This is a genomic window from Microbulbifer mixtoriginis (SeqCode) (genome assembly GCF_052467945.1).
The window spans coordinates 4,533,166-4,558,957 of sequence record NZ_CP174328.1 but is presented as its reverse complement, the minus strand read 5'-3'; the positions used below and the strand labels follow the sequence as shown (position 1 = coordinate 4,558,957).

Below are 25,792 nucleotides of genomic sequence, written 5' to 3'. Positions count from 1 at the left end.
CAAGTCCACCCCTAAAATTGTTTCTATTACAGGGGCAGAGCTTATAGGCGAGTATAAACAGCGGGAAATTAGACCTTATTATCGCTCTTATAGTTGGGATTAATAAGCCGCACTGGCTATAAAATTTCCCCTCACGTGTTTTCACTTTTTTTAAAGTGATGCTTTGGCATCAGATACCAGAGCACAAGTGCCACCAAAAAAAGCGCAGGAATATCTCCCAACAAATTCGCTCGCTCAGTGCGATCATACAGTGCCTGAAACAGCATAATGGTGGCATGCACCAAACTGGACCAGATAGTGAACCAAATCAGGCTGGCATTGGCTGTGGGATCTTTTGCCGCGCGAATAAGAAAAACACCCAAAGTTGCATAGATCCCCATAATCATCTGCTCGTATTCCGGCTGCCGAGGGGTCCACCCCCACCCAGATGGCCATACCCACATCATCATCGGATAAATGGCAAATATAAAGATCAGGCCTACGACTACCAGTGCAATAGGCAGATACTTGGCGCGGACAGCATCATCCATAGCAAGGTCTCTCATTTATTAGCTAAGCAACTACCTGAATTATTCCTGCAAATCGCCGGGCAAATGACAAACAACCTCGAGATTGTTGCCATCCGGATCGAGTACATAGGCTGCGTAGTAATCCGGGTGATACTCTTCATAGATATCCGGTACACCATTATCGGTACCACCCGCTGCCAATGCGGCTCGATAGAAATCACGCACTACCTCACGTTCCTCTGCACGAAAGGCAATATGTAGTTGAGCCCTGCTGACTTCATCGCCGCGAATCCAAAATTCTGGCTTATCCGCCCAGCCAAAACCTGCCGAGTTATCAAACTCCATCACCAATTCATACCCCAAACACGCCAGGGCCTGGCGATAAAAGTCACGGGAACGGGCAAAATCTTCGACTGGTATTCTGATGTGATCCAACATGGATTAACTTTCCCTTTCTTTCGCTGGCTTCACCGCCAACCTGCAAGATAGTCCAGGAGAAAGCAATAGACCTTAATCGGAGTGAAATCGTGACGGGTTTTACTGCACGAAGGGATACATTATCTGTGTAGAGTTCAACGGCAACCCAACAAATTCTGTCACCAAGTTGCCGTACCAGTATTGCTAGGAAAGATTAAGGAGTGATATGCCAGTGATACAGCCCATAAGCCGCCACGCCAAACCCAAAGATAAGCTGGCCGACCAAAAGTACACGGTAGGCAAAAGTGTAACGTGCAATTTCCCCGCGGCGGATAGCGTCATTGGAAAAAATTCTGGCCTCTTCGGGATACTGCTGCTCAAGGTTTTGCAGGGCGGGTACCGCTAACCTAAGCAGCTCGCGGCTACGAACATCCATCAACCAGAATACGGTTACCAGGATCATCACAAAACCACCGAGCAGGGCCAATATCAGCGGATGAAAATTTTTCTCCACCGCAGTAAAAATCCCCCCTTCCACGAACATGGTCAGTACAACAAAAAAATTAAAAACCTTGAGGCGCTGGTCAGCTGCAAAGCGATAGTGCTCACAAAGATACTTTACCTGCTCCAAACTCTTTCTCCTTGAGTCATTTTATTGGCCTTGAACCACCGCGCGATGACACCGATAACAGTAAAAAAGCCGGGCGATGCCCGGCTTTTCTACAGCCCCCAACAGCCGCGCCACCAGGGAATAGTACTTGCGCTAAATTCAGGTCAGCGATTTTCGCGATGTGCCAGTAGATCGTCAACTACTGCAGGGTCCGCCAGGGTGGAAGTATCTCCAAGGTTATCCAACTCATTACAGGCTATCTTGCGCAGAATACGCCGCATAATTTTTCCCGAGCGGGTTTTAGGCAGGCCCGGCGCCCATTGAATGACATCCGGCTTGGCAATAGGCCCTATCTCTTTGGAGCAGAGTTCAATTAACGCCTGCCGCAAGGCTTCACTGGGTTCCCGCCCTGATTTCAGGGTAACAAACGCATAAATACCCTGACCCTTAATATCATGCGGATAACCCACCACTGCGGCCTCTGCGGTGTCCGGGTGCAACACCAGGGCACTCTCGATCTCAGCGGTGCCTAGGCGGTGGCCAGAAACATTCAACACATCGTCGATACGCCCGGTGATCCAGTAGTAACCATCCGCATCCCTGCGCGCACCATCGCCAGTAAAGTAATAACCGGGATAAGTAGAAAAGTAGGTATCAATCATACGTTGGCGATCGCCATATACTCCGCGAATCATCGAGGGCCAGCTTTTTTTAATCGCCAGAGCACCTTCTCCCGCACCTTCGATTTCTTTGCCGTCCCCATCCAACAACACCGGCTGCACACCAAAGAAAGGCTTTGTGGCGGAACCCGGTTTAAGCGCCATAGCACCGGGTAGCGGTGTGATCATATGAGCGCCGGTTTCCGTCTGCCACCAGGTATCCACAATAGGGCAGCGCTCATCACCGACTACCTTGTAATACCACTCCCAGGCCTCTGGATTAATTGGCTCACCCACGGTCCCCAATAGTCGCAGGGAGCTGCGTTCTGTACTGGTGACAAACGCATCCCCCGCTCCCATTAATGCACGGATCGCCGTGGGCGCAGTGTAAAAGCTGTTGACCTGATGTTTATCCACAACCTGCCAAAAACGTGAGGCATCCGGATAGGTGGGCACGCCTTCAAACATTAACGTGGTGGCTCCTGCAGCCAGGGGACCGTAAACGATATAGCTGTGTCCGGTAATCCAACCGACATCCGCGGTGCACCAGAAAACCTCACCCTCCCGGTAATCAAATACATATTTGAAAGTCATAGTGGCCATCAGCAAATAACCAGCGGTGGTATGTAGCACCCCTTTTGGTTTGCCGGTGGAACCGGAGGTATAGAGGATGAACAGCGGATCTTCAGCGCTGACGACTTCTGGTGCACAGTCGCCATCCATTTCTGCGATGGCATCCGCATACCAGATATCCCGTTTACTATCCCAGTCCACTGGGGCGCCGATATGCTTTACCACAATGGCCGTATGAACGCTGGGGCACTCAGACAGGGCCTGATCTACATTAGCCTTGAGGGGAATATGCTTACCCCCTCGAATCGCTTCATCGGCGGTAATCACCAAGCGACAATCAGAGTCGAGTATGCGATCCCTTAGCGAAACCGGCGAGAAACCGCCAAACACAACCGAGTGCACCGCACCAATACGGGCACAGGCGAGCATGGCATAGGCCGCCTCGGGAATCATGGGCATATAAATGCAAACCCGATCCCCTTTCTTCACTCCACGAGACTTCAACAGGTTCGCCAAGCGGCACACATTGTCATACAGAGTGCGATAGGTAATCGCCACACTATCCGCAGGGTCGTCTCCCTCCCACAAAATGGCGGTTTGCTCACTGCGGCTAGCTAAGTGTCTGTCGATGCAATTCACCGTGACATTGAGTTGACCATCGGCAAACCAAGCCGTATGCCCTCGGTGCATATCCTCCTCCAGCACCTGGGTAAAAGATTTTTCCCACTGCAGAAAATCCTTGGCCTGCTGAGCCCAGAATGCCTCTGGATCTTGCACCGATTGTCGATACATTTTTTCGTAGTCTTCAGCGCCAATCAGAGCATTGGCAGCAAACTTGGCAGGTATGGGGCGGGTATGCACATCTGACATCATCTTCTCCCTTATTATTAGCGTGGCACCTTGGCCTAGAGAATTCTGAATTTATGGGGTCTTATTCGACTCACTTTATAGCATTGCCTGGGTGAAACAATCCCCCCACCGCTGGCAGAGCTGAAAAGTAGGAAACATTCACACGGTACAAGATAATTCGTCCATTCCTCACCCACTGGGGACGGCTAAAACAACAAGGGGCCAGAAGGTTGACTAACAACAGAAAATTATCGATTAAGCCCTGGGCAATTTACCGGATATTAAATCCAGATATTATTATCCGCGGTCAGTTCACCTCCGGCATCACCAGTATTCACAACGCCTCTGGGCTCAACCAGTAAAATCTCGCACTCCTGTTCAGCCCTTGGCTTGTGCTCCACGCCTTTGGGCACCACAGCCATCTCCCCAGGACCCAAACAGATAGTATTATCGCGAAACTCAATTTCCATTTGTCCTGAGACAACGATAAAAACCTCATCCGTATCGGGATGATCATGCCAGGTAAACTCTCCTTGTATCTTTACCAGCTTGAACTGGTAATCATTCATCTCCGCGATGACCTTAGGAGACCAATGGTCCGAGAACTTTGCTAGCTTTTCTCTAAAATTAATGACTTTATAGCGCATTTCTAATCCTTTCCTCCTAAGCAAGAAAGCACTTATTAATTAAAACTATATCAAACGTGAGATCTCAACTAAGTCTCTGAGGCTTCCAACAGTATGCTGACTAAAAACCAACATCCCCGATTCACTTAGACGGGCAGCCACTATTCCAATTCCTTTTTTCTTCACTCCTGAAAAACTGCCATCGTAAATAAAGTTCGAACCACAGGATGGGCTGTTTTCTGTAAGCACCGCAAACTTGATATCCTGATCTCGACACAAGCTCAGGGCTACGTCCGCTCCCCATATAAATTAATCTGTCAGATCCTTATGATCAATTCCTATAACTCTGGCCGTGCCCGCTAAAACCTCAGCACCACTACCGCCGAAAATCTCTGCCGGATCTCTGGGTATAGGCAATCCGGCTGCAACTTCCGGACACAGAGGAACGATATCCTGGGTTTCTATAAACCAATCAAAATCGTTGTTATGGACCTCAACATCACTACCGTTATAACGCACGGCACACCCCAGGAGACAAGCACTCACTAGTATTTTGTTCATATACACCTGCGGTCAAAATGTACACAATAGAAAATAATGCTTAAAGATCACTTAGATTACACGAGCATAAAGGTTGCCCAGCAAGTAAATTAAGATAGAAAGCCGGAAAAGTAAGACAAATAAATCCAGGTTAAGCGAAGGCCCCCTAAACAAATCCACTAGAGAAATAAATCATGCTGCGCTCTATACTGATTTTGATTATCAGCCTGTTAACAATCCCTGTAGCTAATGCCAAACAATTGGCGATTACGCTTGACGATGCCCCCCGCAAAGCCGATGGCTACTTTGACGGACCAACTCGAGCAAAAACACTAATTGAGAACCTGGAAAAGCACAAAATTGGACAAGTAGCCTTCTTTGCCACCACGCAATCACTGAATCAGGAAGGCCTAGAGAGAATAGGCACATACAACAAGGCCGGGCATATTATTGGCAATCACACCCATAGCCATCCCAACTTTCTTGAGACAGAGCTATCCGTCTATCAGTCGGATTTTTTACAAGCCCATCATCTACTGCAACAATTTGAGAATTTTAAACCCTATTTCCGCTTTCCCTACCTGCGCGAGGGAGAAACTATCGAAAAACGGGATGGCATGCGAAATCTATTACAGAAAAATAATTACCAAAATGCCTATATCACCTTAAATAATTACGACTGGTATATCGAAGAGCTTTTCCAAGCGGCGGTGAAAGTCGGGAAACCGGTTGATATGGAGAGACTCTCAAAGTTTTATGTCGACGTTCTTATGGCGAGTATTAATTACTACGACGATATGGCGAGCAAATATCTCGGGCGCTCACCCAAGCACGTCCTACTGTTACATGAAATGGACATTACGGCGTTGTTTATTGACGATTTAGCTCGTCGCCTGCAGCGGGAAGGCTGGGAAATAATTTCTTTGCAGGAGGCCTATCAAGATCCCATCGCCAAATACCAACTCGACCAACCGATTAAATACAATCCTGGCAGAATCGGCGAAATCGCCCTTGCTAAAGGGCAAAAGAAAAATCTCTGGCATTACACCCTGGATGAGTCCTACCTGGAAAAGAGGTTCAATCAGGAAGTGTTATTGATGTCTGATCACTAAATGTCAGGGATACTACAGGGCACAAAGCCCTGTAACGGAGAGAATCAGGCTTCAGCGAGCTGAACCGGAATGGTATTAGTGCTGCGCTCTACCTTGTTGCTTTCATCCAGGTAGACCAGCTTGGGCTTGTGGCTATCGGCCTCTGCCTCTGTCATCTGGGCATAGGAAGCGATAATAATACGATCGCCAACTTGTACACGGCGGGCAGCGGCACCATTCATGGAGATAATACCGGAGCCGCGCTCGGCCAGAATCACATAGGTGTGAAAGCGCTCGCCGTTGCTCACGTTGTAAATATCGATTTTTTCGAATTCGCGCAGACCGGCCAGCTCTACCAGATCTTCATCAATTGCGCAGGAGCCGTCATACCAGAGTTCGGCCTGGGTCACCGCGGCCATATGCAGTTTGCACTTCAACATTTCAATTTGCATGGTTGGATGCCCCTCAGAGTTCCAGGGATACGTTGTCGATCAGGCGCGCGGCACTGGTGTACATCGCCCCCAGAATCGTAATTTGTTTATCGTCATCAGCCGCCGGCTGTAAGTCCTTGCTGTAGCAGATGGAGAAATAGTCGACGCGGAAGCCAGTGTCTTCGATACGCTGGCGCGCCTCTTTTTCCAGGTCGGCAAAATCCCGGCGCCCACCCACGATTTCATCTTTAACCCAATTCAGTGACTGGTTGAGCACCGCCACCTTGGGACGCTCATCGGCAGTGATATAGCCATTGCGCGAGCTCAGAGCCAGACCGTCGCTCTCGCGGTGTACCGGCGCAGCAATGATTTCCACCGGAATACACAGGTCCTCGACCATACGGCGAATCACCGCCAATTGCTGGAAGTCCTTGATGCCAAATACGGCCTTGTCCGGCTGCACAATATTAAACAGCTTGGAGACTACCGTCGTCACCCCTTCGAAGTGACCGGGGCGACTCGCGCCACAAAGCACATCGGTCATGGCCGGGCAAACTACGCGGGTCTGCTGGTCCATACCGTTGGGATAAATCTCGTTCTCATCCGGGTGGAACAGGAAATCGCACTCGGCTTCGCGCAACCGGGCCATATCCCGCTCCATAGTGCGCGGATATTTGTCCCAATCCTCATTCAGGCCAAACTGCAGGCGGTTGACGAAGATCGATACCACTACTAGGTCGCAGTGCTGCTGGGCCAACTTGACCAGCTCGATATGGGCGTCGTGCAGATTGCCCATGGTGGGCACGAAGCCCACGGTCTTGCCGTCTGCTCGGGCTTTGGCCAGCGCCTCGCGCAGGCTGGCTACGTGGTGGAAGACTTGCATCTCTCTACCGCTCACTATGTATCAGCGCGGCATCATACTCGCTGAGACGAGGCGTCTCAACTTAGCAAAAGTGCCGCTATCCCCAGGTTTTTTCCACGACATCTCTGATAGCTCACAGACCACGTCTAGGTCATATCAGCCGGATTCCAAGTCACTTACAAATTATCCCACCACACCTCTCCCCCACCTCAGGTTATCGCACAGAGTTCAGGAAGTGTTCATACCCGCCAGGGCAAACTGCCCGCCAAGATCCACAAACGACTTTAAACGACATCAAAGAGCCATCCGTGCTCGGGAGCGCTGCCATGAGACACCTCACTACTGCCATCGCCGCCGCGGGCCTATTGCTCCTGGCAACCCCTGCCATATCCGAAGTACATAGGGGACACCAGCGGGCAATGGACCACGATCACCACGGACAGGGAAGAGCCCATCGCGAGCAGCGTCACATGGAACGCGACAGACATCATAATCGCAAGCACGAGAGAGAACATCGTAGAGAAGAGCGCAGACAGCGCAAGGAAGCACGCAGAGAGCGTAGAGAGGAGCGCAGACATCGCCGAGAAGTCCGCCACGCTTACAAAGATGGTTACTCCGATGGCTATAGCCGCGGCCACCGCACAGGCCACCGGCACGAGCACCGCGCGGTGCACAGACCCCATTATCGCCGTGGACACCATGGGCATCGTCCTCGCTGGCGCCCGGCACATTACGGCTACGGCTACAGCTGGCGCCACCTACCGCAAAATTTTGTCAGTGTCAGCATCGGCGCCACCGGCTTCTACTATAGCGAAGGTATTTTCTACCGCCCGGCTTCTCACGGCTATGTGGTAACCCGTCCGCCCCACGGCGCCATCGTGCATAGCTTACCGGCCTCGGCCCTGACAGTGGTTGTCGGTGGCTACAACTACTACGTAGCCTACGACACCTATTACCGCTGGGATGACCGGCGACGCGGCTACCGCGTTGTGCCCAATCCCGGACTGTTTTAACCACCCTATTCCATCCCCCCAAGCTTCAGCGGTCTTCGGACCGCTTTTTTATTTCGCGGCTAAATTTCCACAAGAATTCCTCATCGTAAAGCGCGCTGAAGCCAGAAAAAAACCGAATAAATATTTAGTTTTTTACAGGGAAAAAAATCAACGTTTTTTTATCTATAGTTATTGCTTTCCAGCACTGCTGGGCCCAAGATTCGCGCCCGCCACAGATCAACGGAAAGGCGCCATGAAACAGCAACAAGTAAAAAACTGGACCTGCGACGATTCTGCCGAACTTTACGGCATCCGCAACTGGGGCGCCGGCTATTTCGATTTAAATCAAGACGGTGAAGTTTCGGTCCTGGTCGAGGGTCCCAAAGGGGAATCCCAAAGTGTCTCTCTGATGGAGATCGCCCGCGGCGCCACCGAGCGCGGCCTGGGCATGCCCTTACTACTGCGCATTGAAAATCTGCTCGATGCACAGATCGCCCGCATTAATGAATCCTTTGCCCGCGCCATCGAAGATTGCGGCTACGGTAATGTTTTTCGCGGGGTCTTCCCGATCAAAGTCAACCAGCAATGCCAGGTGATCGAGGAGATCGCCAGCGCCGGCCGCCGTTTTAACCACGGCCTGGAGGCTGGCAGCAAGGCGGAGCTGATCGCTGCACTGTCCATTCTGGACAACACCGAATCTCTGATCATCTGTAACGGCTACAAGGACGAGGAATTTATCAACCTCGGCCTGCAGGCGCAGCGCCTGGGTGTACAGATTTTCTTCGTGGTAGAAACGCCCTCGGAAGTGGAAACCATCATCCGCTGCGCAGAGCGCGAGCAGGTGCGCCCCAATATCGGCGCGCGGGTGAAACTCGCCTCCAAGGTGGGCGGCTACTGGAACGCCACCAGTGGCGACCGCAGCATTTTCGGCCTGGGCAGTAACGACCTGATTGCCATGGTCGACCAGCTGCGCAGCCACAATATGCTCGACTGCCTCAAGCTGCTGCACTACCACCTGGGCTCGCAGGTACCGAATATTCGCGATATTCGCACTGGAGTGTTGGAAGCTTGCCGCTACTACGCCGATCTGGTGGAAGAAGGCGCTCCCATGGGCTATCTGGACTTGGGCGGTGGCTTGGCGGTGGACTACGACGGCACCAAGACCAACTACACCCACTCCAAGAACTATTCCCTCGACGAGTATTGCGTGGATGTCGTGGAGGCCATTATGGGGACTCTCGACAGTGAAGGGGTTGCCCACCCGGTGATTATCACCGAGTCCGGCCGCGCTACCGTGGCCTACTCCTCAGTGCTTTTGTTCGATGTGCTCGACACCACCCGCTTCGAACCGGTGGAACTGGAGCACACCAAGATCAGCGACGGCGATCACCAGATGTTGCTCAATCTGCAGGATGCGGTGAGTAGCATCACCCCCAAAAACCTTCAGGAGAGCTACAACGACGCCCTTTATTATCGCGACGAAGTGCGTTCTTTGTACCTGCACGGCCAGGTGAGCCTGCGCGAGCGCGCCAATGCGGAGAACCTGTTCCTGCAGGGTGCCCAGGAAATTCGCGCACTCCTCGACGAAGCCGAAGTAATACCCGCTGACCTGCAGGCCCTGCCAGAGGTGCTGTCGGATATCTACTACGCCAATGTGAGCGTCTTCCAGTCGATCCCGGATATGTGGGCCATCGACCAGGTATTCCCGCTACTGCCGATCCATCGCCTGGACGAGGCGCCGACCCGCTCGGGTATCATCGCCGACATCACTTGCGACTGCGACGGGAAGATCGACCGCTTTATCGGTCGCGAGAAGGAGCAGAAAACCCTGCCCCTGCACGAACTGAAAGACGGCGAGGACTATATCCTCGGAACCTTCCTGGTGGGGGCCTACCAGGAAACTCTGGGCGATTTGCACAACCTGTTTGGCGATACCAACGTGGTGAGTGTACGTATCCAGGAGGACGGCAGTATCGACTTCAGCCATGAGATTCACGGCGACAGTATTTCCGACGTGCTGAGTTACGTAGAATATCAACCCAAAGAACTTTTCGAGCGTTTCCGCCGCCTGGCGGAGCGCGCTGTGAAACAGGGGTTGATCACCGCTGCCCAGCGCAAGCAGATTCTGCATACCTATACCGCCAGCATGAGCGGTTACACCTACTTCGAAAAGTAAGTTTAAAAAATAAGGCGGCAAGCCTTTAAGAAGATAGCGGCGGCCAACGCCGCAGACTAAGGAGATCTTTATGGCCAACGTACTGATCATCGGCGCCGGCGGCGTCGGCCAGGTAGTTGCGCACAAGTGCGCACAAGTTCCTGAAGTATTTGAAAACATCACTCTCGCCAGCCGCACCAAGAGCAAGTGCGACAAGATCGCGAAGATGTTGCCGCGGAAAATTGATACCGCCGAAGTCGATGCGGATAACGTACCCGAACTGGTCAAGCTGATCGAAAAAGTGAAGCCGGACATGATCATCAATGTGGCCCTGCCCTACCAGGACCTGCACATCATGGATGCCTGCCTGGAAACCGGCGTGCACTACCTGGACACCGCCAACTACGAGCCGCCGGAAGAGGCCAAGTTCGAGTACAAGTGGCAGTGGGCCTACCAGGAGAAGTTCGAGAAAGCCGGCCTGATGGCCCTGCTCGGCAGCGGTTTTGACCCCGGTGTGACCAGCGTATTTACCGCCTACGCCAAGAAGCACCACTTCGATCGTATCCACACCCTGGATATTCTCGACTGCAACGCCGGCGACCACGGCCTGCCTTTCGCCACCAACTTCAACCCGGAAATCAATATCCGCGAGATTACCGCCAACGGCCGCTATTGGGAAAATGGCCAGTGGGTAACCACCAAGCCGATGGAAGAGAAGCGTGTCTTCAACTTCCCCGAAGGCATCGGCGACAAAGACATCTACCTGCTGTACCACGAAGAGCTGGAGTCCCTGTCCAAGCACTTCCCTGAAATCGAGCGCGCGCGCTTCTGGATGACTTTTGGTGAAAGCTACCTGAAGCATCTCGAAGTACTGCAAAACGTCGGTATGACCGGCATCGAACCGGTGCAGTTCCAAGGCCAGGAAATTGTGCCCATTCAGTTCCTCAAGGCGATGCTGCCAGACCCCGCCAGCCTGGGCCCGCTGACCAAAGGCAAGACCTGCATCGGCAACATTATCCGCGGCAGCAAAGACGGCGAAGAGAAGATCTACTACGTCTACAACACCTGCGATCACCAGGATTGCTACAAAGAGGTACAGTCCCAGGCCATCTCCTACACCACTGGAGTACCGGCAATGATCGGCGCCAAGATGATGCTGGAAGGCAAGTGGATGAAGCCCGGCGTGTGGAACATGGAGCAGATGGACCCGGACCCCTTTATGGACGACCTGAACAAGTACGGCCTGCCCTGGCAGGAAACCTGGCTGGATAAGCCCTTCCAGTAATTCCGCACTTTTCCATACCCCTCGGGATGGGCCCTGGCGCCCATCCCGCGCAGCAGGATAAAGAAGCTCCCTATGGATCTCACTCCCCGCCTAGACTACTTCGGACACTTTGACCCCTACCGCGTACCCTCTCCTTGTTTCGTGGTCGATGAAATCGCCTTGCGCGACAACCTGGCACTACTGGCCGATGTGCAGAAACGCAGTGGCGCCAAAGTATTGGCCGCATTGAAAGCGTTCTCCATGTTCAGCACCGGTCCAATTGTTGCTGAATACCTGTCGGGCACCTGTGCCAGTGGCCTGTTTGAGGCGAAACTCGGCTTTGAAGAGTACGGCGGGCGCGACCAGGGCAAGGAAGTCCATGTTTTCAGTGCCGGCTATAAAGGAGATGAACTACGCGAAATTCTGCAGTTCGCCCACCACGTGATCTTCAACTCCTTTTCCCAGTGGAAACGCTACCGGGGACTGTGCCTGGATATGCAGAAGCAGCGCCCGGAACTGCGCTTTGGCCTGCGTATTAACCCAGAGCACTCCGAAGGCCACACCGACCTCTACGACCCCTGCGCGCCCTGCTCACGGCTGGGTATCGTGCGTTCACTGTTTGACGATGAGTCGCTGGAGGGCATTAGCGGCCTGCACTTCCACACCCTGTGTGAACAAGACTTCAAACCGCTGGAGCGCACCATCGCTGCCGTGGAAGAGAAATTTGGCGACCTGATCCCGCAGATGGAGTGGATCAATTTTGGCGGTGGCCACCATATCACCCGCCGCGATTACCAGGTCGACGAGCTGATTGCCGCCGTGCGCAATTTTTCTGAAAAATATGGTGTGCAGGTCTACCTGGAGCCCGGTGAGGCTATTTCCCTGTTCGCCGGCATCCTGGTGACAGAAGTGGTGGATACCGCCTGGAACGGCCAAAACCAGGCCATTCTCGACGCCTCCGCCACCTGCCATATGCCGGATGTTCTGGAGATGCCCTACCGTCCGGAAATCACCGGCGCCGCGCGCCCCGGCGAACTGCCCCACACCTACCGCCTGGGCGGGCAGAGCTGCCTGGCCGGCGACAGCATCGGCGAGTACAGCTTCCACAACCCGCTTAGGGTAGGAGAACGCCTGGTGTTCGAGGAAATGGCCTACTACACCATGGTGAAAACCAACACCTTCAATGGCATCCCCCTGCCCTCCATCGCCCTGTGGAACTCAGAGACCGACGACCTGAAAATCATCAAGAGCTTCGGTTACGACGACTTCAAAGAGCGCCTCTCCTGAAAGCCCCAACAAGATAGTGATGCGGCGGACAGTACAATCCCCGCCGCCAGAGGACACATAGATGCAGCCAGAAAACGATTACCCCATCTTCCTGGGCTCCGAAATCGAACAACCCAAGCCCGAGGACGCCTTCTTTCATATCATCCCCATCCCCTATGAGGAGACTGTTTCCTACGGGGGCGGCACTGGCAAGGGCCCGGCCTCCATTCTCGAGGCCTCCTGGCAGCTGGAAACTTTCGACAACTTCTCCTCACCCTGTGAGCTAGGTATCTACACCCGCCCGCCGGTCTCGGTTTCCGACGCTGCAGAGCAGGTAATGGACAATATCGCCGCAGCGACCCAGGAGGTGTTGGCACTGGGTAAGATGCCAGTGGGCATCGGCGGCGAACACTCGGTAACCTGGGGCATTATCAAAGGCCTGCTGGATGCCGGTGAAACCGACTTCGGTGTGGTGCAGATCGACGCCCATGCCGACCTGCGCGACCGCTATGAGGGCCACAAGCACAGTCACGCCAGTGTGATGCGCCTGGTGGTAGAGGCCGGCGTGCCCTTGTTCCAGTTGGGGATTCGCGCCTACTGCGAAGAAGAGATGCAGGCGCGCAAGGATTACAACGTCGGCTATCTGGACGCCCATCAGCTAGTGCCCAACAACGTGCAGGAATTCCAGCTGCCAGAAAACTTCCCCAAGAAAGTCTTCTTTACTCTGGATGTAGATGGCATGGACCCTTCGGTGTTTCCCTCTACCGGCACTCCAGTACCCGGCGGTCTGGGCTGGTACCAGACCCTCAACCTGTTCGAATCCGTGGCGCGCCAACGCCAGATTATCGGTTTTGACGTACTGGAATTCGCGCCAATTGACGGCTTCCACGCCTATGATTTCGCCGCTGCCCAGCTGATGTACAAACTGATGGGGATTATTCAGCGCAACCGCTGAGGCAGCCTCGCTTTCCAGCACTTTGACAATTCTTAACCAATTAACCTGTCATTGCTGTCAGATTAAGGGTTAGTATGTCGATGTGAGTAATCACTTCGCTGGAGAGATCGTGAATAAGCTGAATATCGTTCTTGGCGCCAGTGCCTTCATTGCACTGGCGGCTTTTGCCTTTAGTCCATCTGCAGACGCCCGTGGCTACGATCGCTGGGGGGAGCACCGCCATCATCATCGCCACGGTCACTACCATGGCGGCAGCCGCATTTCCATTGGCTTTATCGCCCCGATACTACCCACCAATCATGTACGGGTTGCCGTTGGCGGGCGTCCCTATTACTACCACGGCGGACACTTCTACCGTCATGGCCCAAGGGGTTACGTCGTCGTTAATGCGCCGCTGGGCGCTTCAGTGGTAACACTGCCAAGCCGAGCCGTGCCGGTACAAGTGGGCGGCGTCACTTACTACCAGTATGCCGATGCCTATTACCAGTGGGTACCGGCTACCCGCACTTATGTGGTAGTAGCGCCTCCAGCACCGGTGGCGGTCGTTCCAGCTCCGGCACCAGTGGTTACGGTTCCAGCACCAGTCGCTGCAACTCCGGCGCCTACTCAAGCTCCAACCGCGGCACCGGCGACAGTCCCCGCAACCCCGGATCCTGGCCCAGAAGGTTTCCAGCCCGGTCAGGTCCTGGAGACGCTGCCCAAAGGCTACGCGGCTGAAGTGATCAATGGCATCCAATACTACCGCTATGGCGGCAACTACTTTATGCCGACCCAACGCGATGGCCAGGAAGTCTATGTGGTGGTCAAGCTGTAAGCGCCGCCGCACTTTCCAGCCCGTGAAAGCGGGCGAACTGACCCAAGGCCCGGTGAAAGCTCGCCTCCAGCGAGACACCGGGCTTTTCCAACCAGTGCAGAGTCTCGATACGCAGTGCTCCCGCATCCCGATCGGCCTTCAAGTCCACCAACCCCACAAAACGATCGCCGTATAAAATCGGCAGACAGAAGTAGCCATAGCGGCGCTTGGCTGCAGGGACATAGCACTCCAACTGGTATTCAAATTCAAATAGCCGGCTCAGGCGCTTGCGCTGTAGTATTAGTGGATCGAAAGGCGATAACAGCCGCACCTTGCGCGCTGGCCGCGCCGGACTCTGCTCCAGCTGCTCTGTCAGCATCAACTCTTTGCCATGAGAAGTCAGCTCACCAGTGGTGAGCATATTTTCGATGGCCCGTTGAATCAGGGGCTTGTCTTCACGACGTAGATAGGCGACTTCCTCAGGGCGGCCAATGCCCTGGCAGCCGAGAAAAGTGCGTACCAGGTGACTGCCGTATTCCAGTTCGGTAGCGGCGCTGATCGACGTATTTGCCGGCAATACCCGCTCGGGGAGATCAAAGACCTTTTGAAAACCCACTCGGTGGCTGACCATCAGCTCACCCTCGTGAAATAGCTGCTCCAGCGCTTTCTTTTCATCGGACCACTCCCACCAACCGCTTTTGGTGCGTACGAAATCACTGGCCCGCAATGGTCCCTCAGCGCCCACCCGATCCAGCACATAGCGGCACAGTTTGGCATTCTTCTCATACCAGTGGCGCTGCCCAGCGCGGATACGATCCATACGCACCCGAGCATAGGGGTAGTGCTCCATCGACATATAGGCGGCGGCGTGGGACCAGTATTCAAAAATTTCGCGGCGCTGTTCCGCTTCGGCTAAGTCTGGCTCACGGTAACCGGGCAGACGGTTGTACAGCTGGTGGTGGTGTGCACGGGTAATGCGCTGGATGGCATCCAATTGCAGCGCGCCGAGATGCGCTATTAAGGCGGGGAGCCCCTCCTTCCAGGGGCTGTGGATAAACTGACGCTCCAACACCAGTGCGCGGACCTGTTGCTCTGACAGCATGGTGTCACCCTCCTTGTATTTGCTGAGCAGCAGTTACCAGTCAGGTTTCAGAGACTGGCACCTAGCGATCTACTCGCCCTGATAATATTCCGGTGCCAGGTTATCGAAGCGCGTATATTTACCGATAAATGCCGCGCGACAGGTGCCTATCTCACCGTTACGCTGTTTGCCGATAATTAGCTCTGCCAGCCCCTTGTCTGGGCTGTCCTCGTTGTAGTACTCATCGCGATAGATAAACAGAATCACATCCGCATCCTGCTCGATCGCCCCGGATTCCCGCAGGTCCGAGTTCATCGGCCGCTTATTGGGGCGCTGCTCCACACCGCGGTTGAGCTGCGACAGGGCGACTACCGGGCAGTCGTACTCTTTCGCCAATGCCTTGAGAGAGCGCGAGATTTCGGAAATTTCCTGGGTGCGGCCCTCGGTAGAGCCCTTCACCTGCATCAGCTGCAGGTAGTCCACCATAATCATCGCCGGTAGGCTCTTGGCCTCGGCATCCTCGCGACTCATACGCGGATTTTCGCGCATCAACTTATTGGTGTGATCGCGCACGGTGCGCTTGGTGCGCGCGCGCACCTCACTGGGGCTGAGCGCAGGCGTATCGTCGATATACAGGGCTTTGCCCTTCATTTTTTGTACGGCGCTGGAAAGTTTGGGCCAATCCTCTTCCTGCAGCTTGCCATTTCGGATACGACCCTGGTCGATACGACCGATTGAAGACAACATCCGCATTACCAGGCTGTCAGACGGCATTTCCATACTGAAGACCAGGGTCGGGCGCTCCTGGCTGAGCATGGCGCTCTCAATAAAATTCAGTGCCAAAGCGGTTTTGCCCATGGAAGGACGCGCGGCGAGGATTACCAGCTCGCCCGGCTGCCAGCCGGAGGTGCGCTGATCCAATTCTGTCAGGCCGGTACTGAGGCCGGTGATATCGCCTTCAGTTTTAAACAGCTCATCGATGCGCTCGACGGTTTTCTTCAGCAGGCTATCCACACCGACGAAACCGCCCTCTTTGGCGCGTCCCTCGGCAATTTCCGCTACACGGCGCTCAGCCATCTGCAGCAGATCGGCGGAGGCCAGGCCACCGGGATTGAAACTGGTACGGCTGATTTCACCGGCGGCGGCAATCAGCTGGCGCAACATGGAGCGCTCGCGCACTATCTTGGCATAGGCGACAATATTCGCCGCAGAGGGAGTGTTCTCGGCCAGTTCCGCCAGATAGGCCGGACCGCCCACCTCGCCGAGGAGGTCGCGACTGGCGAGGCCTTCGGCGAGAGTAACGATATCCAGCGGCTGCTCACCATTGCTCAGCTCGCCCATTACCGCGAAGATCTTGCGGTGGCTGGCGGTAAAGAAGTCCTCTTCACTCAGCTGCTCGGCAACCGCATCGATGCGGCCCGGATCCAACATCAGGCCCCCCAGCACCGATTGCTCCGCCTCTACCGAATGCGGCAGCGGTGAGCTCTCTTCACTGTGGATTTCTTCTTCGGGGGTAGCGTATTCGTCGATCATGGGACTTTACTGGATACCAGAAACAAAACAGGCGCTGACCCGGTAGGGTGCAGCGCCCGATTGTAGCGCGGCTGGCGCCTGTGGCACCAACTGCTTGTCGGCAAAACCTTACTCGGCTTCGATAACGACTTTAACTACAGCAGTCACGTCGGAGTGCAGCTGTACGTCTACTTCGTACTCGCCCACTTCGCGCAGAGCGCCTTCCGGCAGCTTCACTTCAGCCTTGGCTACTTCAACACCGCCAGCAGTGATTGCGTCTGCGATATCGCGAGTGCCGATAGAACCGAACAGCTTGCCTTCGTCGCCAGCGTTGGCAGCGATGGTTACAACCAGGTCGGCCAGCTTGGTGGCGCGGCTCTCAGCTTCTGCCATTTTGGCAGCTGCCGCGGCTTCCAGTTCAGCGCGCTTGGCTTCGAACTCAGCAACATTGGCTGCGGTAGCCGGAATTGCCTTACCAGTCGGCAGCAGGAAGTTGCGGCCGAAACCGGCTTTAACTTCAACGCGATCACCCACGTTGCCCAGTTTGCCTACTTTATCGAGCAGAATAACTTCCATCTCGGTTTCCTCAATTTCTGTATTGTGCAGAGCGCGCCTACTTTGCGGAGCGCCCGCGAATATCTATCCAGCTATCTACCAGAGCCAAACCACACAGGAATCCAGCCAGGGGCAAGCCACCAATCACCAGCATCACGTACATCGCCACCAGGGGACCAATCCCCCAACCGCGACTGGCGACCAGCCAGTGAATAAGGGCGATACCTGCAACCACCATGGGGAAGGCGATCACTGCGCCCCAGAAGGCGTAACCCGGGGTCACCAGGCTCACCACCCACAGCAGCATACTCAGTGCCGCCAGCCATACCGGCATACGCAACTGATGAAACTCCTGGCGGAAACCGCCAGGGTTATACAGTAGCGCCTGCCAGTAGCGCCCCAGAACCAAAGCCAGTGTGGCGCTCATCGCCGATATCAGGCTCAGATATCCAGTGATCTGCAATTCGCCTGAGAACACCTGCTTCAGTTCTTCCATCGGAACCGTATTGGGCTGCTCTGCCGCTCTTTCGAGCGCTTGCATAAAGCCCTGGAGCAAACCGCCGCTGAAGGCAGAGGTGAGCAAAATACCCACCGCCGAGGCCGCTGTTACAGTGAACAGTGCAGCGACCCATGAGCGGCTACTGCGCAGTGCCACGGCACCGCAGAATACTGCGGCAAAGTGGCCGGCGGAAATACCGGTCACCAGTGGTGGTACATGACCGCTCATGCCCATAACAACGATCGGCAACAGTGCCCAGGCCAAAACCATCAGGCCTTCGCTGCTGCCGCGGCGCAAACTCACTAGAGCGAGGATTGCCGGGCTTATCAGCGGTATCCCCACCATGGTGAGGATCACCGCCCGCACGCGCCCGCGCATAATAAACTCAGCTACGGCGCGCATAGTTAGATAGCTTCTCTATTAATGAGTCTAAGCAAACTGCGGCTTAGGCTTCGTGGCTGTCCGTGTACGGCAGCAGGGCCAGGTAACGCGCGCGCTTGACCGCAGAGGCCAGCTGACGCTGATACTTGGCTTTGGTACCGGTGATACGGCTTGGAACAATCTTACCAGTCTCAGAGATGTAGGCTTTCAGGGTATCGAGATCTTTGTAGTCGATACGCTTAACACCTTCGGCGGTGAAACGGCAGAACTTGCGACGACGGAAAAAACGTGCCATCTGATAATCCCCTTACTCTTCGCTTTCAGCGTTATCGGAAGAAGCTTCTGCGGCGTCAGAAGAGGACTGCTCTTCTTCAGCGCGCTCGCGACGCTCGGTGCGCTCTGCACGGGCAGCTTTGCGCTCACGGCTTTCTTTTTCCGCTTTCATGATCGGGCTCTCGTCGGTGATCGCCTCGTCTTCACGGATTACCAGATTACGGATAACCGCATCGTTGTAACGGAAGTTGGTGGTCAGCTCTTCCAGAGCTTCTTCGGTGCACTCAACATTCATCAGAATGTAGTGGGCTTTGTGGATCTTGTTGATCGGGTAAGCCAGACGGCGACGGCCCCAGTCTTCCAGACGGTGTACTTCACCGCCAGTGTCCTTGATGGCAGCGGTATAACGCTCCACCATGCCGGGTACCTGCTCGCTCTGGTCCGGGTGAACCAGGAATACAATTTCGTAATGACGCATTTTAGCTCCTTACGGGTTAATCAGCCTTCCGGACAGTCCGGTAAGGCAAGGAGTACAACGGGCGCGGATAGACCGAGCCCATTGCGGGCGGCGTATTCTAGGCAGTTGCGGGATTGCTTGCAAGTTGATCAATTATTTGTGGGCTGTGTCTTCTCCAGCTCGGGGACAAGTGAACTAATTATTCCAACTGTTCCCTCAGAGACCACCCGTTCCACCCTGGGCCTTAGCCCAGCGAAACCCTGCCTTTGTGTAGATTCAGCCACTGAACTGCGCGTTCTGGTCATGGGTTTGTGGCGGCGAGCTGGCATATAGTGCCTCCCTCTGTAGGGAGAAGTACCATGCCCCAAGAAACGCACAACCTTAGCTTTGGCGCCTTCCAGGTGCCCGTCACCACCGTTCGCAACGGCGAAGGCCCACTAGTCCTGGTGATTCCCGCCATGGGCGTTCCCGCCAATCGCTACCATCTTTTGTTGAAGGAATTACAGCGACTCGGCTACAGCACCGCCATCACCGAACTGCCGGGAACCGGCGAAAGCCTGCCGAGACCTAACCGCAATGCCGACTACGGCTACGATGACCTGGTATTTGCCTTTATCCCGCAACTACTGGCACTGCTGGAAGAGTCCTTCCCCGCAGGCCCGGCCCTGATTCTCGGCCACAGTATCGGCGGCCAAACTAGCACTCTGGCGGCCCGTGCCGGCCTGACCGGCAATGCCAGGGTTGTCACCATCGCCTCCGGCCATGTAGACCACCGCAGCTGGAGCGGACTGCACAGGTACGCCATTTTACTTTTTGCCTCAATAGTGAGTGTCACCTCGAGTCTGCTCGGCTATTTCCCTGGCGCACGCATGGGTTTTGGCTGGCGTGAAGCGCGCAAACTGATGAAAGACTGGGCCCGCTCTATTTTCAGTGGGCGCTTCGCTCCAGAAAAACGCTTTGGAAAACACAAGCCCAACAACCAACCCACTCTTCATATCGCCCTGGCCGGAGATCCCTTTGCACCAGTAAAGGCTGCGCGCAAACTGGCTGCTATCGTAGATGGCGAGACCCGTGAGATGGCCGCCACCTATCCGAAAGGCAACCCCCACCTAAGCTGGATAAAAAATCCACGCCCGATTATCGCCGAGGTGGACAACTGGTTGACTCAGCACCCAGCCGGCTCTTACTGAGTGGATACAGGTCTTGGCGCCATCCAAAGTATGGCGCCAAGGCAGCGGATATCTTCAAGTGCTCAACCCCTAGTTTTCTACTAATCCTTTTAATTTCTGCCGCAGTAATACCCCCATATACAGTAACGTCTACTCTGTTCACTTCCGTTTTTGGCCAGAAGTTAGAAAAGGCTCGAAGTAATTTTCTACCCCAATTACTCGATCAATAAATCGTCGCATGGGGAAATTTAATGGCCATTAATTACTTCGAACAATTCAACGCTTTGCATGAAGGCAGCCGACTCTTAGTCCTTCCAAATATCTGGGATGCCGCTAGCGCACAGCTCTGCCAAGCAGCCGGCGCTCCCGCCTTAGCTACCAGTAGCGCCGCTGTGGCCTGGTCACTGGGTTATGCCGATGGCAGCAGCATGCCAATATCGGAACACCTGAGCGCCATTAAGCGCATTTTGCGGGTTTCCCGTGTCCCGATATCCATTGATATTGAGGATGGCTACAGCTCTGATCCCAGGCAGGTCGCCGAGCTAGTTAAAACTTTATGTGATCTCGGCATAGTCGGTATCAATATCGAAGATGGCAGGGAAAGCCCACAACTACTGTGTGAAAAAATCCTGGCTATTCGCTCCACGTTAAAGGCGCGACCCTTTTTTATTAATGCGCGGACCGATATTTACCTAAACAGTGCTGAGAACAGCCAGGGTCCACTGAAAGAAGTGATGCAAAGGTTGTCCGATTACCGGGAGGCCGGTGCCAACGGAGGATTTATTCCTGGTTTAACCTCCCTGGCGGACGCGCAAAAGCTAACACAAGAAATCAGTATGCCACTCAATTTAATGCTGCTAGCCGGTATGGAAGAGCCCGCCCATTTCTGGAGAGCCGGAATTCGTAGGCTAAGCTGGGGACCTGCTTTATTTCAATCGAGTTATGCGCTTTATAGCAACATGGCCAATAAGTTATTCCAAGGAAAATATCCAAAAAAAATATTTGAACACAGTCTGGACTATAACTATCTAAATAACCTGGGCGCCAATATCCAATAAACAAGATCAATAATCTCGAAAAGGAATAACTTAAAATTCTCATTACTCATTATAAATTTACAGATGCGCGTGGGGGAGCAATCCTTGCCCCCAAGCGATTTAATAGTTCAGCTATCAAAAACTATAACCGACCCCTAAACTATATTCACTTTTGTCGTAAGTATAGAATTCCCGGTTCTCCTCATTTTCGATATATTGGTACTTCCCATTGATATGGAGATTAGGGGTAATACGAAGCTTTGCTCCCAACCAGGATCTCATTCGATCGGACTCCCTAAAATAGAGATCCACATCGCCTTGGCTATCGGTAATACGATTGCTTTCGTTATAGAGGCTACTGCGATACTCCACCCCTGTGGATATATTCCACCTTGGTGAAGGTATCCAAACCAGGGTGCCTCCAAGAGTATGACGAGCCGGTGAGTAGCTATAGTAATCCCCCTCTGCTTTCTCCTGCCCTTCACGATCGTTGTAATCGAATCGATAAAACAACTTCGCCTCGGTCGAAAATAATGAACGCTGCCAACTCAAGTCAAAGTACTGACGCCAGCCATCCAAATAAGCATAATCATCGCCACCAAAGTAGTAACCTGGGCTATAGGAAAAAACAATTCTGGAGCGCCCCCAATTCCCTGAAACTTTACCCAACAGCCGTGCTTGCTGTGTGACAGGCTCCCCCCCCAAGGTCACCATTTCGACGGCAAATCCCATCTCTACAGTCCAACCAAACAGGCGGCGATCATGGAATAATCCCGCCCTGGCACTGGCTAGATCGAGATTGTCATATTCCTTGTATTTGCGCCCAAATCCGTAACCTTGCACCCGCCAGCCACTCCCAGCAGTTCCCTTGAGGCGGTATTGACCCCAGGCAAATAGCTCGGCGTAATTGTCATCCCCAATCGAGGCTTCTTCCAGTAGTTCATTTTGCAATGCATAGGCGTTGTCATCATTGCCCACCGTCAGGCTGACAGTGGCCAGCCAGGGTTTCTCACGTTCGCCGCGATGATCCTCTGCCAATAAGCGCAGACGGCGCGCAGCCATGCCTCGCAGCTTTTCTGTAGCCGCCCCCTCTCGCACAATACGGTAATGTTTAAGTGCGACCAATTCTCGATCACTTCGCTCTGCGGCAATGGCCAAGTTATAGCGGGCCAAATCCTTCCAGCGGGCATGATTCAGGAGGCCGAGAAAATATATCGTGGCCTCCGAATAACGCTCTAGTTTCATCAAGGTAACGCCAATGTTATACCTGAGCTTTGCAGAGTTATTGCCAGACTCACGCTCAATTTCAAAGTACTTAAGCGCCCTACGGTATTTTCCCTGCTTGAAAGCCTCCGTAGCCTCACTGAAGAACTCTGCAGCTATTGATACTGGTGATATCAACACCAACAGCGTAATTAGCACTATTCTGATTCGCCCATTTCGCACTGTGGATTACCTCTAAACATTCCCTGTCATAAATTTTGCAATGCCAATTAATTAGGCATCTGGCCCATCGGGTAAATTGTCCTGAGCCTGCTCAAACATTCCATCAAGCTCCATAGAAATCTGGTCGCGAATATCCGCAGGTAGACTAGAAAGAATATCCTGCATCACTTGCTCGATAACGCCTTGTATATCTGCACCGTTCATCGCACTCTTAACGGCCTCTTCGATACTTTCCCTGGCTACTTCAGCGGTGCGCAGAGCTTCCTCCCTGGCCGCTTCTGCTGAGAGACGCGCATTGGCAATCAACTCCTGGTGGCGCGTGAGGGCCTCACGCATCCTTGCTTCGATTTCCTCACTATGTTCAGCGCCCTGCCCAGTAGCCGCTACTGCTTCCATTACCGCCGCGATAGTTTCCTCAGCCACCTCCTGCATATCCGGCGGAAGCTCTATGTTGTTCACCACATCTTGCGCATCCTGCCCCTCCTCAACCACAGTGAGAGTGACATCCAGGTCTTCTGGTGCCTCCTGCGCCAATAAAGGGCCGCTATACATAACTGCTGCAGCGACACCCACCGCCAATAATCCCTGTTTCCACATCGCTTGGTTACCTCTAGGTTGTGACAAAAATTGCTATCGAACCCTACATTGCGGCTGGCTTCACAAGTGCGTTAATCGTTGACGCAGTCGCTTGCTCACCCCACCGTATTCCACTTCGATCAATATCTCCCCCGTGCTATTTTCACCGAGGATTTTCACCGGCAACGACAAGCGATTACTTCCTGCAGCAATATCCGTTTGCCATTGCAACACCTGACTGCTCGCATAACCATCAAGTTGCATATTTTCCGGTAAGACGACCCTGATTAGTGCCCCCGGCATCCGGCGACTGCTGTGCAGTAAAAGGTGCACTGGCCGCCTGATAGTGCCTTCGACATCTTGCTGCGTATAACCAGCCCCAACATCCATCGGGGTATCTTTTAAGAATGTCAGTATCACTCCCAATGTCACGACCACGAAGAAACCCGCAGCCACAGCCAACTGTCCCACTCGCCGGTATTCGTCAAAAAATAATTTTGATAAAGAAGGCGATTGACTGCTTTCCTGCCCAGTGAAGACAGACTTTAAGATACGCTCTTCCAAGTCATCGCCAGGGTTCTCAACCGGCAGGGCGCGGAGCTGGTGACGTAACAACATCTCACTGGAAAAATCTTCAGCGTCATATTTCAGCATTGGCTTTTCCTCTGATTACTAACACGGATGACCCTCGCTAATAGTTCCCTCACTGAGCAATTTTTTTAATTTTTTATGGGCGCGATGTAGGCGTGATTTCACCGTGCCCACACTTATGCCCAAAATATCTGCCACCTCTAGTAGGGAGTACCCCTCTACATCGTGCAGCAATACCGTATCGCGCCAATCGACCTCTAGTTTCGATAGCGCCTGCAGTAAAATGCGCTGCATTTCCACCTGAGAAGAAAGTCCCTTCTCTGGCGTGCCGCTTGCCACCGTCTCCCAATCAACCTCTTCATCAATGGGGGAGCTTCGGCGTCGGCGGTAGAGATCCACATAGCGGTGATAGAGCACCTTGATTAACCAGGGACCTAAGCGCTGAATTTTTTCCAGTGCTACAGATCGCGTCAGCAGGCTTGCCAAAACATCCTGTACCAGGTCCTCAGCCTCCTCGCGATTCCCTGTCCAGCGAAAGGCCATACGATAAAGTTGGCGAATATGTGGATGTATCAACTCAGCAAAACGAGCATTACGCGATCGTCGTCGCAGTAATTTTTGGGGCCAGGCGTACAAACCGCTACTCCCGGATATCAAAGAAAAGTTACCCGCAAATTTTTCACCTGCGGCGTGAAATAGAAAGCTGCACAGTAAAATTGCTGTGTGACAGTGGAAAAAATCTAGCAGTGAATAGTGGAAATAGAGGGGAAAAAGAGGTTTGCGTGTGAAGCGCTACGCCGAGATACTGCAAGTCCCGGCATCAGTAATCACCAGGACTTACAGATCAAAAAAAAAGGAATAAATCAGGCGCTGCGCTGACGCACCGCTTCAAATAGACAAACACCGGTGGCAACAGACACATTCAGGCTACTGACTTCACCGGCCATCGGAATTTTAATTAAATGATCACAGTGCTCCCGGGTTAATCGGCGCAGGCCACTGCCTTCGGCACCCATCACTAAAGCCATAGGACCCGTCAACTGAGACTGGTAGACATCCTGAGTAGCCTCTCCTGCCGCACCAAAAATCCACACTCCAGCCTGCTGTAACTGCTGTAAAGTACGCGCGAGGTTGGTCACCGTAACAAAGGGTAAAACCTCAGCCGCACCACAGGCCACCTTGCGGGCTGTCGGGGTCAAACCTGCGGATTTATCCTTGGGCGCAATCACCGCGTGCACACCGGCAGCCTCCGCTGAGCGCAAGCAGGCACCCAAATTATGGGGATCAGTCACGCCATCCAGGACCAAGAGAAATGGCGCCTCACCTTTCTGGTCCAGCTTTTCGAGCATGCCAAACAGAAATTTCTCATCCAGAACCTGGGTTTTACTCGCACAAAGAGCGATTACCCCCTGGTGATTAGCGCCCTCTTCCACCTTATCATCCAAAGTGCGACGGTCGACAAAACGCAGTGCGATATCATTTTTTTCCGCCTGCTGAATAATTTTTTGTAAGCGCTGGTCTTTGCGCCCACGCAATAGCATCAACTCCTGCACATTTTGTGGGGAACCCTTTAACAAAGCCTGCACCGCGTGCAGGCCATATACCAATTCTTGGCTCAACTTA

Annotated in this window: 27 protein-coding genes and 1 pseudogene; 9 read left to right on the top strand and 19 right to left on the bottom strand. The window is 53.6% G+C overall.

Annotated features, from left to right (window positions below; genetic code table 11):
* Positions 1 to 131 precede the first annotated feature (131 nt).
* The 6 genes and pseudogenes from ACJJIJ_RS19795 to ACJJIJ_RS19770 form a co-directional block, all read right to left on the bottom strand.
* Positions 132 to 530, bottom strand: a complete 399-nt coding sequence (locus ACJJIJ_RS19795; protein WP_444938225.1) for a DUF6632 domain-containing protein — start codon at positions 528 to 530, stop codon at positions 132 to 134.
* A gap of 39 nt (positions 531 to 569) precedes the next feature.
* Positions 570 to 947 (bottom strand): VOC family protein, encoded by a 378-nt coding sequence (locus tag ACJJIJ_RS19790; RefSeq protein ID WP_444938224.1) that lies wholly within the window; start codon positions 945 to 947, stop codon positions 570 to 572.
* A gap of 193 nt (positions 948 to 1,140) precedes the next feature.
* On the bottom strand, positions 1,141 to 1,557 hold the full coding sequence (locus ACJJIJ_RS19785) for a RipA family octameric membrane protein (protein ID WP_444938223.1): 417 nt from the start codon (positions 1,555 to 1,557) through the stop codon (positions 1,141 to 1,143).
* Between the two features lie 143 nt (positions 1,558 to 1,700).
* Positions 1,701 to 3,638 carry an acetate--CoA ligase gene (gene acs / locus ACJJIJ_RS19780; protein ID WP_444883557.1) on the bottom strand — a complete coding sequence of 646 codons (1,938 nt, stop codon included), beginning with the start codon at positions 3,636 to 3,638 and terminating at the stop codon, positions 1,701 to 1,703.
* Between the two features lie 260 nt (positions 3,639 to 3,898).
* On the bottom strand, positions 3,899 to 4,264 hold the full coding sequence (locus ACJJIJ_RS19775; protein WP_252084261.1) for a cupin domain-containing protein: 366 nt from the start codon (positions 4,262 to 4,264) through the stop codon (positions 3,899 to 3,901).
* Positions 4,265 to 4,309: 45 nt separating this feature from the next.
* A pseudogene (locus ACJJIJ_RS19770) lies at positions 4,310 to 4,804 on the bottom strand (2-thiouracil desulfurase family protein).
* A 173-nt stretch (positions 4,805 to 4,977) separates the two neighbouring features.
* Between ACJJIJ_RS19770 and ACJJIJ_RS19765 the strand changes: the two are divergent.
* Positions 4,978 to 5,895 carry a polysaccharide deacetylase family protein gene (locus ACJJIJ_RS19765; RefSeq protein ID WP_444938222.1) on the top strand — a complete coding sequence of 306 codons (918 nt, stop codon included), beginning with the start codon at positions 4,978 to 4,980 and terminating at the stop codon, positions 5,893 to 5,895.
* 44 nt (positions 5,896 to 5,939) lie between these two features.
* On the opposite strand, the gene panD is transcribed toward ACJJIJ_RS19765, so the two are convergent.
* Both panD and panC read right to left on the bottom strand, forming a co-directional pair.
* Positions 5,940 to 6,326, bottom strand: coding sequence for an aspartate 1-decarboxylase (gene panD / locus ACJJIJ_RS19760; RefSeq protein ID WP_252084259.1), 387 nt, complete (start codon positions 6,324 to 6,326; stop codon positions 5,940 to 5,942).
* A 13-nt stretch (positions 6,327 to 6,339) separates the two neighbouring features.
* Positions 6,340 to 7,188 (bottom strand): pantoate--beta-alanine ligase, encoded by an 849-nt coding sequence (gene panC, locus ACJJIJ_RS19755; RefSeq protein WP_252085947.1) that lies wholly within the window; start codon positions 7,186 to 7,188, stop codon positions 6,340 to 6,342.
* A 305-nt stretch (positions 7,189 to 7,493) separates the two neighbouring features.
* Between panC and ACJJIJ_RS19750 the strand changes: the two genes are divergently transcribed.
* From ACJJIJ_RS19750 to ACJJIJ_RS19725, 6 genes are all read left to right on the top strand, one after another.
* Entirely contained in the window at positions 7,494 to 8,180 is a 687-nt protein-coding gene (locus tag ACJJIJ_RS19750) for a DUF6515 family protein (RefSeq protein WP_252084258.1), read from the top strand.
* Between the two features lie 232 nt (positions 8,181 to 8,412).
* Positions 8,413 to 10,335 (top strand): biosynthetic arginine decarboxylase, encoded by a 1,923-nt coding sequence (speA, locus tag ACJJIJ_RS19745; RefSeq protein WP_252085946.1) that lies wholly within the window; start codon positions 8,413 to 8,415, stop codon positions 10,333 to 10,335.
* Between the two features lie 70 nt (positions 10,336 to 10,405).
* Positions 10,406 to 11,599, top strand: coding sequence for a saccharopine dehydrogenase family protein (locus tag ACJJIJ_RS19740; protein ID WP_252084257.1), 1,194 nt, complete (start codon positions 10,406 to 10,408; stop codon positions 11,597 to 11,599).
* A gap of 72 nt (positions 11,600 to 11,671) precedes the next feature.
* Positions 11,672 to 12,865 (top strand): carboxynorspermidine decarboxylase, encoded by a 1,194-nt coding sequence (gene nspC / locus ACJJIJ_RS19735; protein WP_444938221.1) that lies wholly within the window; start codon positions 11,672 to 11,674, stop codon positions 12,863 to 12,865.
* Between the two features lie 61 nt (positions 12,866 to 12,926).
* Positions 12,927 to 13,799: an agmatinase gene (gene speB / locus ACJJIJ_RS19730; protein ID WP_444891520.1), complete on the top strand. Its 873-nt coding sequence runs from the start codon at positions 12,927 to 12,929 to the stop codon at positions 13,797 to 13,799.
* A 109-nt stretch (positions 13,800 to 13,908) separates the two neighbouring features.
* On the top strand, positions 13,909 to 14,613 hold the full coding sequence (locus tag ACJJIJ_RS19725; RefSeq protein ID WP_444883550.1) for a DUF6515 family protein: 705 nt from the start codon (positions 13,909 to 13,911) through the stop codon (positions 14,611 to 14,613).
* Here ACJJIJ_RS19725 and ACJJIJ_RS19720 read toward each other — a convergent pair.
* The 6 genes from ACJJIJ_RS19720 to rpsF all read right to left on the bottom strand — a co-directional run bounded on the left by ACJJIJ_RS19720 (position 14,603) and on the right by rpsF (position 19,371).
* Positions 14,603 to 15,694, bottom strand: a complete 1,092-nt coding sequence (locus ACJJIJ_RS19720; RefSeq protein WP_444938220.1) for a winged helix-turn-helix domain-containing protein — start codon at positions 15,692 to 15,694, stop codon at positions 14,603 to 14,605. The genes ACJJIJ_RS19725 and ACJJIJ_RS19720 overlap by 11 nt on opposite strands.
* Before the next feature lie 69 nt (positions 15,695 to 15,763).
* Entirely contained in the window at positions 15,764 to 17,206 is a 1,443-nt protein-coding gene (gene dnaB / locus ACJJIJ_RS19715; RefSeq protein ID WP_252084252.1) for a replicative DNA helicase, read from the bottom strand.
* Positions 17,207 to 17,314: 108 nt separating this feature from the next.
* Complete coding sequence (gene rplI, locus ACJJIJ_RS19710; RefSeq protein ID WP_152450807.1) at positions 17,315 to 17,761, bottom strand: 50S ribosomal protein L9; 447 nt, start codon at positions 17,759 to 17,761, stop codon at positions 17,315 to 17,317.
* A 37-nt stretch (positions 17,762 to 17,798) separates the two neighbouring features.
* Complete coding sequence (locus tag ACJJIJ_RS19705; RefSeq protein ID WP_252084251.1) at positions 17,799 to 18,641, bottom strand: hypothetical protein; 843 nt, start codon at positions 18,639 to 18,641, stop codon at positions 17,799 to 17,801.
* 43 nt (positions 18,642 to 18,684) lie between these two features.
* On the bottom strand, positions 18,685 to 18,915 hold the full coding sequence (gene rpsR / locus ACJJIJ_RS19700) for a 30S ribosomal protein S18 (protein ID WP_108731487.1): 231 nt from the start codon (positions 18,913 to 18,915) through the stop codon (positions 18,685 to 18,687).
* A 12-nt stretch (positions 18,916 to 18,927) separates the two neighbouring features.
* Positions 18,928 to 19,371, bottom strand: coding sequence for a 30S ribosomal protein S6 (gene rpsF, locus ACJJIJ_RS19695; RefSeq protein WP_252084250.1), 444 nt, complete (start codon positions 19,369 to 19,371; stop codon positions 18,928 to 18,930).
* 338 nt (positions 19,372 to 19,709) lie between these two features.
* On the opposite strand from rpsF, the gene ACJJIJ_RS19690 reads away from it, so the two are divergent.
* Together ACJJIJ_RS19690 and ACJJIJ_RS19685 are read left to right on the top strand one after the other, a co-directional pair.
* Positions 19,710 to 20,540 carry an alpha/beta fold hydrolase gene (locus ACJJIJ_RS19690; RefSeq protein WP_444887830.1) on the top strand — a complete coding sequence of 277 codons (831 nt, stop codon included), beginning with the start codon at positions 19,710 to 19,712 and terminating at the stop codon, positions 20,538 to 20,540.
* A 230-nt stretch (positions 20,541 to 20,770) separates the two neighbouring features.
* Complete coding sequence (locus tag ACJJIJ_RS19685) at positions 20,771 to 21,577, top strand: isocitrate lyase/PEP mutase family protein (RefSeq protein ID WP_444938219.1); 807 nt, start codon at positions 20,771 to 20,773, stop codon at positions 21,575 to 21,577.
* 114 nt (positions 21,578 to 21,691) lie between these two features.
* On the opposite strand, the gene ACJJIJ_RS19680 is transcribed toward ACJJIJ_RS19685, so the two are convergent.
* The 5 genes from ACJJIJ_RS19680 to rlmB form a co-directional block, all read right to left on the bottom strand.
* A complete protein-coding gene (locus ACJJIJ_RS19680; RefSeq protein WP_444938218.1) occupies positions 21,692 to 22,978 on the bottom strand; it encodes a tetratricopeptide repeat protein in 1,287 nt (428 codons plus the stop codon).
* Positions 22,979 to 23,053: 75 nt separating this feature from the next.
* Positions 23,054 to 23,599 carry a hypothetical protein gene (locus tag ACJJIJ_RS19675; protein WP_444938217.1) on the bottom strand — a complete coding sequence of 182 codons (546 nt, stop codon included), beginning with the start codon at positions 23,597 to 23,599 and terminating at the stop codon, positions 23,054 to 23,056.
* A gap of 60 nt (positions 23,600 to 23,659) precedes the next feature.
* Positions 23,660 to 24,232 carry a hypothetical protein gene (locus ACJJIJ_RS19670; protein ID WP_444938216.1) on the bottom strand — a complete coding sequence of 191 codons (573 nt, stop codon included), beginning with the start codon at positions 24,230 to 24,232 and terminating at the stop codon, positions 23,660 to 23,662.
* Between the two features lie 18 nt (positions 24,233 to 24,250).
* Positions 24,251 to 24,805 (bottom strand): RNA polymerase sigma factor, encoded by a 555-nt coding sequence (locus ACJJIJ_RS19665; protein ID WP_444899250.1) that lies wholly within the window; start codon positions 24,803 to 24,805, stop codon positions 24,251 to 24,253.
* A gap of 227 nt (positions 24,806 to 25,032) precedes the next feature.
* Positions 25,033 to 25,788 carry a 23S rRNA (guanosine(2251)-2'-O)-methyltransferase RlmB gene (gene rlmB / locus ACJJIJ_RS19660; RefSeq protein ID WP_252084243.1) on the bottom strand — a complete coding sequence of 252 codons (756 nt, stop codon included), beginning with the start codon at positions 25,786 to 25,788 and terminating at the stop codon, positions 25,033 to 25,035.
* Positions 25,789 to 25,792 lie beyond the last annotated feature (4 nt).